The organism is Halobacillus amylolyticus (assembly GCF_022921115.1).
Lineage (GTDB): Bacteria > Bacillota > Bacilli > Bacillales > Halobacillaceae > Halobacillus_A > Halobacillus_A amylolyticus.
Genome location: NZ_CP095075.1, coordinates 352,076 through 364,420 on the forward strand (window position 1 = coordinate 352,076; position 12,345 = coordinate 364,420).

Annotated in this window: 16 protein-coding genes; 11 read left to right on the top strand and 5 right to left on the bottom strand. The window is 38.8% G+C overall.

What is annotated here, in order from left to right:
- Positions 1-23: 23 nt before the first annotated feature.
- Together pstB and phoU are read left to right on the top strand one after the other, a co-directional pair.
- Complete coding sequence (pstB, locus tag MUO15_RS01870; protein WP_245033039.1) at positions 24-860, top strand: phosphate ABC transporter ATP-binding protein PstB; 837 nt, start codon at positions 24-26, stop codon at positions 858-860.
- 25 nt (positions 861-885) lie between these two features.
- Positions 886-1,545: a phosphate signaling complex protein PhoU gene (gene phoU / locus MUO15_RS01875; RefSeq protein WP_245033041.1), complete on the top strand. Its 660-nt coding sequence runs from the start codon at positions 886-888 to the stop codon at positions 1,543-1,545.
- 112 nt (positions 1,546-1,657) lie between these two features.
- Here the strand turns inward: phoU and MUO15_RS01880 are convergent, their stop codons facing one another.
- Positions 1,658-2,116, bottom strand: a complete 459-nt coding sequence (locus MUO15_RS01880; RefSeq protein ID WP_245033043.1) for a hypothetical protein — start codon at positions 2,114-2,116, stop codon at positions 1,658-1,660.
- Entirely contained in the window at positions 2,113-2,484 is a 372-nt protein-coding gene (locus MUO15_RS01885) for a hypothetical protein (protein ID WP_245033045.1), read from the bottom strand. The genes MUO15_RS01880 and MUO15_RS01885 overlap by 4 nt, the downstream gene beginning before the upstream one ends.
- Positions 2,485-2,664: 180 nt before the next feature.
- Between MUO15_RS01885 and rpmG the strand changes: the two genes are divergently transcribed.
- The 4 genes from rpmG to MUO15_RS01905 all read left to right on the top strand — a co-directional run bounded on the left by rpmG (position 2,665) and on the right by MUO15_RS01905 (position 5,378).
- Complete coding sequence (gene rpmG, locus MUO15_RS01890) at positions 2,665-2,814, top strand: 50S ribosomal protein L33 (RefSeq protein WP_079530279.1); 150 nt, start codon at positions 2,665-2,667, stop codon at positions 2,812-2,814.
- Between the two features lie 51 nt (positions 2,815-2,865).
- Positions 2,866-3,432: a 5-formyltetrahydrofolate cyclo-ligase gene (locus MUO15_RS01895; protein WP_245033047.1), complete on the top strand. Its 567-nt coding sequence runs from the start codon at positions 2,866-2,868 to the stop codon at positions 3,430-3,432.
- Positions 3,433-3,508: 76 nt separating this feature from the next.
- On the top strand, positions 3,509-3,688 hold the full coding sequence (locus tag MUO15_RS01900; RefSeq protein WP_245033049.1) for an autophagy-related protein 27: 180 nt from the start codon (positions 3,509-3,511) through the stop codon (positions 3,686-3,688).
- Positions 3,689-3,839: 151 nt separating this feature from the next.
- Positions 3,840-5,378 carry a rhomboid family intramembrane serine protease gene (locus MUO15_RS01905; RefSeq protein WP_245033051.1) on the top strand — a complete coding sequence of 513 codons (1,539 nt, stop codon included), beginning with the start codon at positions 3,840-3,842 and terminating at the stop codon, positions 5,376-5,378.
- Here the strand turns inward: MUO15_RS01905 and MUO15_RS01910 are convergent.
- Positions 5,372-6,223 carry a hypothetical protein gene (locus tag MUO15_RS01910; RefSeq protein ID WP_245033053.1) on the bottom strand — a complete coding sequence of 284 codons (852 nt, stop codon included), beginning with the start codon at positions 6,221-6,223 and terminating at the stop codon, positions 5,372-5,374. The genes MUO15_RS01905 and MUO15_RS01910 overlap by 7 nt on opposite strands.
- A gap of 89 nt (positions 6,224-6,312) precedes the next feature.
- Between MUO15_RS01910 and MUO15_RS01915 the strand changes: the two genes are divergently transcribed.
- The 4 genes from MUO15_RS01915 (at position 6,313) to MUO15_RS01935 (ending at position 10,850) form a co-directional block, all read left to right on the top strand.
- Positions 6,313-7,353 (top strand): M42 family metallopeptidase, encoded by a 1,041-nt coding sequence (locus MUO15_RS01915; RefSeq protein ID WP_245033055.1) that lies wholly within the window; start codon positions 6,313-6,315, stop codon positions 7,351-7,353.
- 195 nt (positions 7,354-7,548) lie between these two features.
- The gene (locus MUO15_RS01925) at positions 7,549-7,767 is read left to right on the top strand and encodes a YqgQ family protein (RefSeq protein WP_245033057.1); all 219 of its coding nucleotides are present in this window, start codon (positions 7,549-7,551) and stop codon (positions 7,765-7,767) included.
- Entirely contained in the window at positions 7,764-8,714 is a 951-nt protein-coding gene (locus MUO15_RS01930; RefSeq protein WP_245033058.1) for an ROK family glucokinase, read from the top strand. The genes MUO15_RS01925 and MUO15_RS01930 overlap by 4 nt, the downstream gene beginning before the upstream one ends.
- A gap of 267 nt (positions 8,715-8,981) precedes the next feature.
- Complete coding sequence (locus MUO15_RS01935) at positions 8,982-10,850, top strand: LTA synthase family protein (RefSeq protein ID WP_245033060.1); 1,869 nt, start codon at positions 8,982-8,984, stop codon at positions 10,848-10,850.
- Between the two features lie 80 nt (positions 10,851-10,930).
- On the opposite strand, the gene MUO15_RS01940 is transcribed toward MUO15_RS01935, so the two are convergent.
- Positions 10,931-11,095: a DUF2759 domain-containing protein gene (locus MUO15_RS01940; protein ID WP_245033062.1), complete on the bottom strand. Its 165-nt coding sequence runs from the start codon at positions 11,093-11,095 to the stop codon at positions 10,931-10,933.
- 149 nt (positions 11,096-11,244) lie between these two features.
- On the opposite strand from MUO15_RS01940, the gene MUO15_RS01945 reads away from it, so the two are divergent.
- Positions 11,245-11,868, top strand: coding sequence for an MBL fold metallo-hydrolase (locus MUO15_RS01945; protein ID WP_245033064.1), 624 nt, complete (start codon positions 11,245-11,247; stop codon positions 11,866-11,868).
- Positions 11,869-11,917: 49 nt separating this feature from the next.
- On the opposite strand, the gene MUO15_RS01950 is transcribed toward MUO15_RS01945, so the two are convergent.
- A complete protein-coding gene (locus MUO15_RS01950) occupies positions 11,918-12,163 on the bottom strand; it encodes a DUF2626 domain-containing protein (RefSeq protein WP_245035802.1) in 246 nt (81 codons plus the stop codon).
- Positions 12,164-12,345: the final 182 nt, after the last annotated feature.

The window sequence follows — 12,345 nt, forward strand, 5'->3', positions numbered from 1 at the left end:
CATTAGATGCGGAGGGTTTCAAAATGACATTAAAATTGGATGAAAGAAGAGATAAGCAAGTGAAGAGTACTATTTTGACAAATCAAAAGACTCAACCTGAACAGGCCAGTAATGTGTTTGAGGTATCAGATTTAAATTTGTGGTATGGATCAGATCAAGCCCTGCATAAAATTAATATGGGGATTGAGGAAAAGCGTGTCACTGCGATTATCGGACCTTCCGGATGTGGAAAATCAACTTATTTAAAAGCATTAAACCGGATGGTAGAAATGATACCAGTTGTTAAAACATCTGGTTCGATAAAATATCGTGATAAGGATATCTATGATAGTAAATTTCTTGTGGAAGATCTGCGGGCAAAAGTTGGAATGGTCTTTCAAAAACCGAATCCATTCCCTAAGTCTGTTTATGACAACGTTGCCTATGGTCCGCGCGTTCACGGCATTAAAAAGAAAGCACTGCTCGATGATATTGTGGAAAAAAGCTTAAAGGATGCTGCGATTTGGGATGAACTAAAGGATCGTCTCAATGAAAATGCGTATGGTCTATCTGGTGGCCAGCAGCAACGGGTCTGTATTGCACGTGCTTTAGCTGTAGAGCCGGATGTAATACTGATGGATGAACCAACGTCCGCACTTGATCCAATCTCTACCCTTAAGGTAGAAGAACTTGTTCAAGAACTTAAGAAAAAGTACAGCATTGTCATTGTTACACACAACATGCAGCAAGCAGCTCGTATCTCCGATAAAACGGCCTTTTTCTTAAATGGGGAATTGATCGAATTTGCAGAGACAGATGATTTATTTCAAAACCCAAAAGACAAGCGTACAGAAGACTATATTACCGGACGCTTTGGATAATAAATATTAGGAAGGCGGTTTTTTCATGCCAATTCGTGTTCAGTTTGAAGAGGACCTACAAAGTATAAAAGATCAAATTAAACAGCTTTCCCTTGACGTGAAAGAATCACTGGATACGGCCATTCACGTGTTGTATCAAGGCGATGTAGACAAAGCAAAACAGATCATGAAAGATGACGTGCTGATTGATGACAAAGAAGGACAAATTAATGAAGAAGCGATTTTGACGATTGCTAAACAACAGCCTGTAGCAACAGACTTACGCCGTTTAATTGTGGCTATAAAAATATCCTCTGATCTTGAAAGAATGGCCGATCATTCAAAAAATATAGCTAAGGCTACGATTCACCTAGGCCCCAATCACGGGATTAAAATCAACCCTAATCTACGTGAAATGGCCGTTCTCGCTATGGATATGGTCGACTTAGCTATTAAAGCATTCGAACATGAAGATATTTCGTTAGCACAGAAGCTTGCGGAAATGGATGATGAGATTGATGAGCTATATGGAAAAAGTGTTCGTGAACTCCTAGAGGTCACAGCAGTTAATCCAGAGCAAATCCAGCACATTATGCAAATGGCTTATACAGCAAGATATATTGAACGATTCGCCGACCATATTACGAATATAGGGGAAAGTGTCTTCTATCTAGTAAAAGGCAAAACCTACGATTTAAATAAGTAGTTAGAAAGTGTAGAGGGGGTTTAGACCTGCATTCATAAGCGGAGGCGCCCAGTTATTGTTATCTGGAAGTAATTCCTTATAAAAAGGCTGACTCAAGATTGAGTCAGCCTTTTTAGTTTGATGTAATAACATCGGCAATTTGTTCCCTCGACATCTCTTCAGAAACTTCAAACTCACCAATTTGTATGTAGCGACTGTAACCTTCTTCACGCATATATTGATCAAAGGACTGCGCATCTTCAATCAGGCCCCGATCAGACAGTAATTCGCTAATATCAGTTGAACTCATACCAGATTCAATTTCTAAGGTTATGTTTTCTGGCTCTTTGTCACTTTGACTAGTGGTAGTTTCTCCAACATTATTGGATTCTGCTTTTGGAGCTACCATAGATTTCAACTGCTCGTCAGTTAAAACATTGTAGCCTTTATCTTCGAGATTTTGAATGATTACATTTTCCGACAGTTGTGAAGCGCCGCTTGAAGCTTCGCCGGGTCCCATCCAATAAAAAATACTTAAGATAAGCGTCGCGGCCATTAATCCTACTGAGAATGAACGTACAGTTTGCTTCATCTCGCTGCTCCCTCATTTTTAAATTGAAGAATGATGGAATGAACATCGTGTTCATTTAAATTGGTATCCTTTGCGATTTCTGATGGGGAATACCCCTTCATGTGCATGGTTTGTACCCGGGTAACTAAAGGTGGTTTCTGTGACTTTTGGTAGTGGGACTGCCTTAGAATGTCCTCCGTCAGATCGCCCGAGAGCAGCTCTTCCTCTAGAACATTTAATTTTTTCTTCATTTGATAGCTGTCTTGCATAAATTGCAGTGACAACTGCTCTACTTGGTCTTCCACATCCTTAAGCCGATCATTCATGAAAAATGAGAGAATAAACAAGATAATGGCAATTGAGGATAGTGTAACTAGTACAGGGATCATTTACTTTCACTCCTATCTCTTCCACGTTCATTTATACCATAGAATAGGAAGGATATCTATGCATATTTCGTATATTTACAAGAATACATACTTGAAAGCTGTGGGAACATTTGATACTATTATAAGGTCTGATTATGTGGATAAGACAGTGAACTGAATCATGATTTGGAGGGATAAACCATGCGTGTAAACATTACACTTGCTTGCACTGAAACCGGTGATCGTAATTATATTACTACAAAAAATAAGCGTACGAACCCTGAGCGTCTTGAGCTTAATAAATACAGCCCACGCCTAGGTAAGTACACGCTTCATCGCGAAACTAAATAAACAGCAGGAGATACTCCTGCTGTTTTTTTGTAGACAAGAAAGGAGCAGCCGATGGAGAAAAAGGAGTGGCGCATTAAAGGGAAGGACTTGTTACGTTCTTTTTCGGTGTTAGAAAAAGAACGTATCGAAGAGGCCATACATAATCAATTATTTCAATCAGAGCTATGGAGTTCAGCCGGTGTGATTGCCGTAACTGTTTCCCTTCCTGACGAGTGGTCGACTAAGCCGATCATCGAACGAGCGTGGGCTGAAGGCAAGAAGCTGGTTGTGCCTAAATGTGACCCGAAATCGAAAAGGCTCACATTTTACAGCTTAACGAGTTATGACCAATTAGAGTCTGTTTATTATGGGTTACAAGAACCGTCTCCTGTAACATCCGAAGCCATAAGCAAAGAAGAGATCGAACTATTGATCGTACCAGGGCTGATATTCGATCATAAAGGCTATCGGATTGGATTTGGCGGGGGTTTTTATGACCGATTTCTCACAGACTTCAATGGGATAACTGTTTCACTTATATCCGAGAAACAGTTAACAACCAAGCTACCGTCTGAAACATTCGATATTCCTGTACAGCATATTATTACTGAAAAGAAATGGCTTAGGATACAAACCTAAATTCCTGCATGTATTTTAGAATAATGGCTTCAAAGAAGAGAACAATAATCGTAAATGAAAATGAGGTGAGTGGAAAATGACTCGCGTTTTTACGTGGATGATTGTTGTTCTTTCTCTTGGCACAGTGATTTACCGTTATCGTTATAAAACGTTGGATTTGCTAACTGCTGTTCCCTATTTAAGACGATGGCTCATCCAGCAGACAATGAGTGTACCCTATGTGAGAAGAAAATTAGTTTCTAATATGTTTAAATAGTCTAGACTGTCAGTGTGCTGACAGTCTTTTCTTTTTCAAAAAGATCACAGTTCGACTTTTGAGCGTTTATTTTCTCTCTGATAAAGCAAGTGCTTCGCTTCGTTTTAGTATGACATGCTATGATAAATGTGTAGTAGAGAGGGGAGCAGATTTGTTTATTAAACAAGAATATTTTTTTTGGAAGCTTGCCCATGACCTCGTTAGTCATCAAGACTTTGAAATTTTACATGTAAATGTTGATAATAGTGAAGTATGGCTTGAAAAAGATAAGGGAGGCAAGGTTCAAGTTATCCGTCTATTTCACGGTCAATTTAATTGGCGGAATCAATTGATTCGCGATTTAGAAAGGGTCAAATTACAGATGAAACAAAATAAGCGTTTGTTTCGTGGCAAACGTTTATCCTTATATTGCCTTTATATTTCAGAATACCCTCCTGTTGACGAGTGGGAGAATGTTAAACAAAACGAACTTACGAATCACACGCAAACGGCTATTCATTACTTAGATGATGACCACAAAATGGATCGTGTAAACGCACTTTATGAAGAGTTAGGATTAGGAATGCAAGTGCCAGATCTATCACTTGAGATCAATGAGCATGAGGCAGAAGTGCAAGTCCATTATATGAAGCAGCTCACTGCCGCAAACCAACGTAAGAAAAAGCGCGAGGGTGAAGCATTATTTACATTTGGAAAACCAATTCTTACGTATGTACTCCTCGCGCTAAATGTGCTTGTTTATTTGTTTATCGAGTACAAAGGAAGCAGCACCTCTATTACAACATTGATTGAATATGGTGCCAAATATAACCCGGCGATTGTTGACGGGGAGTGGTGGCGCATCCTGAGCTCAATGTTTCTTCATATCGGGACATTACATCTATTAATGAATATGCTCGCCTTATACTATTTAGGGACAGCTGTAGAAAGGATATACGGAACTCTTCGTTTCACATCTATTTATTTCTTAGCCGGTATTTTTGGCGGACTAGCGAGCTTTATGTTAAATCCACAGGTGGCAGCTGGTGCATCAGGAGCGATTTTCGGGCTGTTCGGTGCACTCTTATATTTTGGCGTCCACTATAAACGGCTTTTTTTTCGAACAATGGGATATAATTTAATTTTTGTTATAGGAATTAACCTTGCTTTTGGGATACTTGTCCCTCAAGTTGACAACGGAGCCCATATGGGTGGTTTGCTAGGTGGCTTTATTGCGTCCGCTATCTGCAACCTTCCTAAAAAAAAGCAATGGGGGTTTCAAAGCCTGGCAGCTGTGGCTTACACTTTAGCTATTGTGGTGATGATCTTTCTCGGAATTCAGCAAACGGATGAGGAATCATATGCCCTCATACAGGTTCAACAATCCCAAGAGTTAAATGAGCAGCAAAATTTTCAAAAAGCCATTGATCTGACAAATGAAGCTCTGGATAAACCTGGTGATTTTGAAGCAGAACTCCTCTTTAATCGATCTTATGCTTATACGCAGACAGGACAGCTTAACCAAGCTCAAAAGGATCTAGAACAAGTTATTGAACTAGATCCGGAGTTTGCCGAGGCACATTACAATTTAGCCCTCATATACAGACAGATGGGAAAGATCGATAAGTCAGGAAGACATGCAGATGAAGCGGCAAGGCTTAAACCTGACAACGAACAGTTTCAAGAGTTAAATCAAAGTTTCAATCAATAATATTGTATGAGTTGATGTTTCTCTCCTGCATCATCTTCATAAAGGACAATTAAATGCTTGCCATTTTTATCAAGAAGAATCAGTGGAATATAACTCTGGATAGGATGCTTGGATTGTGAGTCTTCAATGCCGAGCACATAGTTTTTATATAATCCTTCCCAAAGCTGTCCTAAAATCCGGTCAAACTCTGCTCCCGTTGTACCTGGAAAAGGATTTTCTTTACTAAAAGCAGTGAGTTCAGTTAACGGGATGTGGATATATTTTTCCCTAGGTATTTGATAGTGATGAATAAGCTCGTCCCACTGTGCTTCTAATTGCTGATCAATGGCATGATCCAGCTTTCCTGTCCATTCTTTTTCTTCAGTTGACTGCGCCTTGTGAAATGCGGTTTTTTTCGAGTGTGGAGAGTCAATGATGTAAAGCGTGTCGTTAGATGTGGCTTGTATGCTTTTGATCTCATCTTTCTCCCCGTGTATTTCGCCGTGATGAAAGGAGATGGCTTCATACTTTTTACTGTCCTCGCCTTGCAGTACTGTCTGTTTTTCAATGTGTTGCGCGTTTTCCTTCCATTTGTTGACTACACCTTTTAAACGCCCATTTACATATAGCAGTGATACGTCCTGGCGCAAATACATGGAGTCATTGCTAGAGGAGGCCACGTCCCATTTTATTTCATCATTATCCTCATCATCTGAAGTAGTCAAGGTTGTGGAAGCCTCCGTAAAATAATGGCTATCATCAATTGGAAAGTATTTAATAACTGCCATGTCTCTTGAAGATATAAAAAAATACGTAAAAACGATTGCTATAAACCCTATAAATGCAAACATCCAAACATGTTTCATCTCCGAGCATCTCCTTTGTTAATAGATGGTGCTTATGCTTTTCTTGATAGAAGGTTGTATAAAAAACTTATGATACTGGAGGAATTTACATGCAAAAAAATAACAATTATATCGTTGATCATTTAAAACAACTCACTTCTATCCCGAGTCCATCGGGTTATACAAAGGAAATAATGAAATATTGTGAAAACGTATTACGTGTGAAAGGTGTAAACACATATATGACAAAAAAAGGTGCACTTATTGCAACAATAAAAGGGGCGAATGAGGAGAAGCAGCGTATGCTCACAGCCCACCTTGATACATTAGGCGCTATGGTCAAAGAAATAAAGCCTAACGGTAAACTGAAACTATCCATGATTGGCGGATTCATGTGGAATAGTGTAGAAGGCGAGTATTGCACCATTCATTCAAATAACGTCGACTATAGTGGGACGATATTGATGGAACAAGCATCTGTCCATGTTTATAGAAATGCGAAGGAAGAAAAACGTGACGATACAAATATTGAAGTAAGAATAGATGAACAAGTGGAAAACCGTGAAGATGTTCTGCAGTTAGGGATTCAGGTGGGAGATTTTGTTTCGTTTGCTCCACGCTTCGAACACTTGGATAGTGGATATATTAAGTCACGCCACTTAGATGATAAAGCAAGTGCTGCTATACTTTTGCATATGCTTGAAGAATTGATTGAGGAGCAAATTCAGCTCCCTTATACAACCCACTTTTTCTTTTCTAATAATGAAGAAATTGGCTACGGTGCAAATGCGTCGATTCCAGAGGCAGTTGAGGAATATGTAGCAGTGGATATGGGGGCAATAGGCGACGGACAAGCATCAACAGAATATGATGTGTCGATTTGTGCTAAGGATTCATCAGGTCCCTATCATTTAGAACTGAAGAATCAAATGGTACGCCTAGCTGAAGAAAATAAATTAGGTTATAAAATAGATATCTATCCTTTTTATGGTTCAGATGCGTCAGCAGCTATTCGTGCTGGGTTCGATATTAAACATGGGCTTGTCGGACCGGGGATTGATGCCTCTCATTCTTTTGAGCGGACGCATAGCGATTCTCTAATCCATACCTTTCGTTTGCTTATGAGCTACATCCAGTCTTCAATGATCTAGTTGTAAGATTTAAAACACCCTTCCTTTGGCCGTTCATGCCGTTTTCTTTTAGGGCTTACCATGATATCTTCATACGTGCACCAATCCCTCTTAAAAATCGTCGTCCTGTTTTTCTACACCCTAAAGGCCCTGACAAGAAAAGTCGGGGTTTTTTTTATTCCATGAGTACATGGTATAATAGGAACGGTGATGTAAATGAAAACAATCTATGATATTCAGCAGCTTTTAAAACAATTCGGAACGTTCATTTATGTTGGAGATCGTTTAGCTGAACTGGAGTTAATGGAGCAAGAAATACAGGAGCTTAATCAAGCACAATTTATAGCAAAAGAGGATTACCAGATGGCGATTTTACTGTTACACAGGGAAATTGCTAAAATGAAAGATGAACGAAAAGGGGAGACAGGCACATGAGTGAAAACTACTGTTTTGGTGTTGACGTTGGGGGGACAACGATAAAACTCGCAGTACTCTCTACTAAGGGAGATATTTTGAAAAAATGGGAAATTCCTACTAATAAAAGTGAACAAGGCAGATATATTCCACAGGACATCCACAAGACAATTGATTCAGCACAAACTGAATTAGCCCTACATAAGTCAAACGTTCTTGGTATTGGCGTCGGAGCACCGGGCTTTGTTGATACCAAGACTGGATATATTTACGAAGCTGTAAATATTGGATGGAAGAATTTTGATTTTGGTAAACAGCTTGCTAATTTATCAGGCTACCCTGTATGGGTGGATAATGATGCCAACTTAGCCGCTCTTGGAGAGAATTGGTTAGGAGCTGGCGGAGGAGTTGAAAATTTAATTGCTGTAACGCTCGGGACTGGCGTTGGCGGGGGAATTATCGCCAACGGGAAAATTATCAGCGGCGCAAATGGAATGGCAGCTGAAATTGGTCATATGACAGTTATCAGGAGTGGTGGAGCAGCTTGTAACTGTGGCAAATCAGGGTGTCTAGAGACAGAAACTTCTGCAACGGGAATTGTAAGAAAAGCGAAAGAAGTGTTATCAGAATATCCCAGTTCTTCACTAAATTCGTTTACATCGATCACAGCTAAAGATGTCTTTCAAGCAGCAGCTGATCACGATGAAGCAGCTAGTAAGGTCATAGCATCTGTCATAGACACGCTAGGGCTAACTATAGCAAATTTAGCAATCGCCATTAATCCAAACAAGATAGTCATCGGCGGAGGAGTCTCTAAAGCAGGGGTACAGCTTTTACAGCCGCTCAAAGAAGCTTTTAGAACCTATGCGTTAACACGTACAGCTGAAGCTTGCACGTTTGAAATAGCCGAGCTTGGAAATGATGCAGGCGTGATCGGAGGGGCTTATTTGGTAAAAGAGAATCTATAGACAGATGGGAAAGAAGCCAAAGATTGGGCTTCTTTTCTGTTTGTGTAGGGTTTCTTTTTTTACAGACGTCTATTAAAATAAATGGGTACCTGGAAACTAACATCTGATGGATCTATAAAGAAATATGAAACTTTTAAGGACCTATTTTCGTCATATAAGAGGAAACGGTTTAATAATTATGATACGTGGAATTTATTAAAGATAAAGTGTGTCCTAGTAAATTATATGTAATTTTTTATGAATGCACTGGATGAAGGAGGAAACCTGATGCAATTAAACAAATTGCGAATACCTTTATTCGTTATTGTATCTATTTTATTTGGGTTGAAAACTTATATTGTATATAGGTTCATGTTTGACCTGTCTATAGAAAATGCACTGCAAGAATTTATTTTGTTCTTCAACCCAATAGCTAGTGCGTATTTAGTTTTCGCTATCAGCGTTTGGTTGAAGCCTAAGAATCAAATGAAGTATATAAGATGGACCGCATTCATTGGTTCTGTAGTGCTCTATATTAATTTAGTCTTTTATCGAAACTTTACGGACTTCATTACAATACCTGTATTATTTCAAGGGAACAACGCCGCCGACTTAACATCAAGTATTCTTACACTGATTCATGTGGAGGATTTGTTGTTAATTTTAGATGTCGTCGTCATCTGGGTTCTTAGTAAGAAAAAGTTTGATCTGTCTGTTAGTTTTTCAAAAAGCGGAAAAATTGCCGCTACAGCTGTTACCTTCTTATTGTTAGCAGGGAATGTTGCATTAGCTGAGATGGAACGTCCAATGCTCTTTGTACGTGCATTTGATCGTGAATATTTAGTGAAGAATATCGGTGTATATAACTATCATGTTTATGATGCTATGATGCAAACGAAGACAAAGGCACAGCGCGTGTTTGCTGATAGCAGTGAAATTAGTGAAATTGAAAATTATATTCAAGAAAATGCGGATACAGATAAAAAATCAGAGCTATTTGGAATCGCCGAAGACAAGAATATGATTTTCGTAAGTATAGAATCATTTCAAAACTTTCTCTTGGACTCGAAGATTAATGGAGAAGAAACCACCCCTTTTCTTAATGATTTAAAAGAAAGACAAGACACAATATGGTTTAAGAACTTTTATCATCAAACAGCTCAAGGGAAGACATCAGATTCAGAGTTTATTGTGGAAAATTCACTCTATCCACTGGGTAGGGGAGCGGTTTACTTTACAAATGCTCAAAATGAATACAATGCTTTACCTGAAATATTAAACAAGCATGGGTACACGTCATCTGTCTTTCACGCCAACAATAAGAGTTTTTGGAACAGAGACGTCATGTATGAAAATGTTGGTTATGATAAATTTTATGGAGAACAATCGTATAATGTAACTGAAGAGAATTCTTTCGGTTGGGGTCTTGAAGATAAAGCGTTTTTCTCACAATCGATCGATGAATTGAAACAGCAGGAAGAACCTTTTTATAGTAAGTTTATTACCCTTACTCATCACTTCCCATTTGAGATACCTGAAGAAAAAGCAAGTATCGACAAGTACGATTCAGGTTCGGAGACATTAAATAATTATTTCCAAACGGCCCGCTATACGGACGAAGCACTTAAGCAATTCTTCCAACAGCTGAAGGAATCGGGAATTTATAAGGATTCGATTATTGTTCTTATGGGAGACCACTATGGAATTAGTGAATTCCATAACAATGCGATGGGGGAATTTCTGAATAAGGAAATTACTCCTTATGAACACATCCAATTGCAACGTGTTCCATTCATGATTCATATTCCAGGCTATGAGAATGGGGGGATTCGCGAAGAAGTTGTTGGACAAATCGATGTCAAACCTACATTATTAAGCCTTCTCGGTATTGAGGCTGAAAACGACTTATCTTTTGGGGTAGACATGTTTGTTGAAGGTTCGAAGAAATTTACTGCTTTAAGAGATGGAAGTTTTATAACAGAGAAATACGTTTATACGGAAGGTACGTGCTATGATCGTGAAACAGGAGAACCACTTGAATCTGAGAACGAAGCTTGTAAGCCAACGAAAAAGCAAGTTGAGAAGGAACTAAGCTATTCAGATAAAATTATTTACGGCGATTTGTTTAGATTTTATGATTTCACTGATGAAAAGTAGACAGGAGGAGCCTCCCTTAATCGGAGGCTCTTTTTTCTATACTAAAAAACCGAGCTGCTTATACAGCTCGGTTTTATCAATTATCCAAATAAGTTTGAGTAAATTGTCATAACAGAGAACCAGCCAAAAACTAGTGCTGATGCTGCCGCAAATAGTACTGCGAAGAAATTCTTTGTCTTGATTTCACGGAATACGGCACATACGCAAAGGATTGTTACGAGTAAAAGAATAATAGCTGTTACCACAAATAAGCCCTCCTATATCCCTTTTCATATTATCATTCTACATTTTATAGATGTTATACTATATGTAGTTCATTTCATTACTCACTCATTCTATAGTATCTAATTCGATTTGTCGAGCCTTTCTCAAACTTTTTTATGAGGTGATATCAATGCTCAAAATTACACGATTACCATTAGGCCCCTTGGCAACCAATGCTTATATCATTTACGAAAATCACCATGCGCTAATCATTGACCCTGGAGGTGATTTTGATAAGCTTCAGGAATTCATTTCAGAACGTGATTTAAATGTGGAAGCCATTTTATTGACTCATGCCCACTTTGATCATATTGGTGCAGTAGAGGAGACAAGAAAGGCCTACCAAGCCCCTGTATATTTACATGAAGCTGAATCCAATTGGCTCAGTGACCCGTCGCTGAATGGATCTGCGCTATTTCAAATCGGGGAGATAAAGGCAGCCCCTGCTGATCATGTTTTAGAACCCGGAATAAAAGAAATTGGTACGTTTACATTTGAAGTTCGTCATACACCAGGGCATTCCCCAGGAAGCGTGTCATTTGTCTTTCGTAACCAGCGCTTTACGATCGGTGGAGACACATTGTTTCAGCAAGGAATGGGAAGAACAGACTTGCCAGGCGGTAACAGACATGAGCTGACTAAAAGCATTCAAGAACAGCTGTTTAGTTTAAGAAATGATATGAAAATTTATCCTGGTCATGGTTTACCGACGACAATTGGGGAAGAAAAAAAGAATAATCCATTTTTCAATTAAGTACCGGGGCAAAAAAATCCTGTTATCCAATTTGGATAACAGGATTTTTTTAGTGACCACCGAAAGACGGTACAAGAATGAATGATGAATAGTAAGTAAATCCAATCATAAACACTGTCAAGTATGAGAAAAATATGTAAATATACATACGCTCAGACAGTTTAAGGTAGCCAATTGCAAGGAAAAAGGCAGTTTGAACAAGAGATAATAATGCAGCTTCCATCATGTCGCCAGCATAAAACATGACAGTAAATATCCCAGTCCAAAACGCCAACACTCGAAACATGCGATCCATGCTTCTTCCCCCTCCTTTTTCATCTTTCATCGTTAAACTATCATTAATATTATAAACGACCCATTTAAGATTGTAAATGAATCTTGTCAACAGCATAACACATCATCCTGTTGTTAAACATAGCAGTCCCTATTTTTACAATATAGGTTTTAAGCTAATATTGGTTGACCTTCGCCCCGCAG

Bases quoted from the DNA above. Each gene is read 5' to 3' on its own strand.
- rpmG (WP_079530279.1), top strand. From the start codon at position 2,665: ATGCGTGTAAACATTACACTTGCTTGCACTGAAACCGGTGATCGTAAT.
- MUO15_RS01935 (WP_245033060.1), top strand. From the start codon at position 8,982: ATGCAATTAAACAAATTGCGAATACCTTTATTCGTTATTGTATCTATT.
- MUO15_RS01925 (WP_245033057.1), top strand. From the start codon at position 7,549: ATGAAAACAATCTATGATATTCAGCAGCTTTTAAAACAATTCGGAACG.
- MUO15_RS01930 (WP_245033058.1), top strand. From the start codon at position 7,764: ATGAGTGAAAACTACTGTTTTGGTGTTGACGTTGGGGGGACAACGATA.
- phoU (WP_245033041.1), top strand. From the start codon at position 886: ATGCCAATTCGTGTTCAGTTTGAAGAGGACCTACAAAGTATAAAAGAT.
- MUO15_RS01945 (WP_245033064.1), top strand. From the start codon at position 11,245: ATGCTCAAAATTACACGATTACCATTAGGCCCCTTGGCAACCAATGCT.
- MUO15_RS01895 (WP_245033047.1), top strand. From the start codon at position 2,866: ATGGAGAAAAAGGAGTGGCGCATTAAAGGGAAGGACTTGTTACGTTCT.
- MUO15_RS01950 (WP_245035802.1), bottom strand. From the start codon at position 12,163: ATGGATCGCATGTTTCGAGTGTTGGCGTTTTGGACTGGGATATTTACT.
- MUO15_RS01910 (WP_245033053.1), bottom strand. From the start codon at position 6,223: ATGAAACATGTTTGGATGTTTGCATTTATAGGGTTTATAGCAATCGTT.
- MUO15_RS01915 (WP_245033055.1), top strand. From the start codon at position 6,313: ATGCAAAAAAATAACAATTATATCGTTGATCATTTAAAACAACTCACT.
- pstB (WP_245033039.1), top strand. From the start codon at position 24: ATGACATTAAAATTGGATGAAAGAAGAGATAAGCAAGTGAAGAGTACT.
- MUO15_RS01900 (WP_245033049.1), top strand. From the start codon at position 3,509: ATGACTCGCGTTTTTACGTGGATGATTGTTGTTCTTTCTCTTGGCACA.
- MUO15_RS01885 (WP_245033045.1), bottom strand. From the start codon at position 2,484: ATGATCCCTGTACTAGTTACACTATCCTCAATTGCCATTATCTTGTTT.
- MUO15_RS01880 (WP_245033043.1), bottom strand. From the start codon at position 2,116: ATGAAGCAAACTGTACGTTCATTCTCAGTAGGATTAATGGCCGCGACG.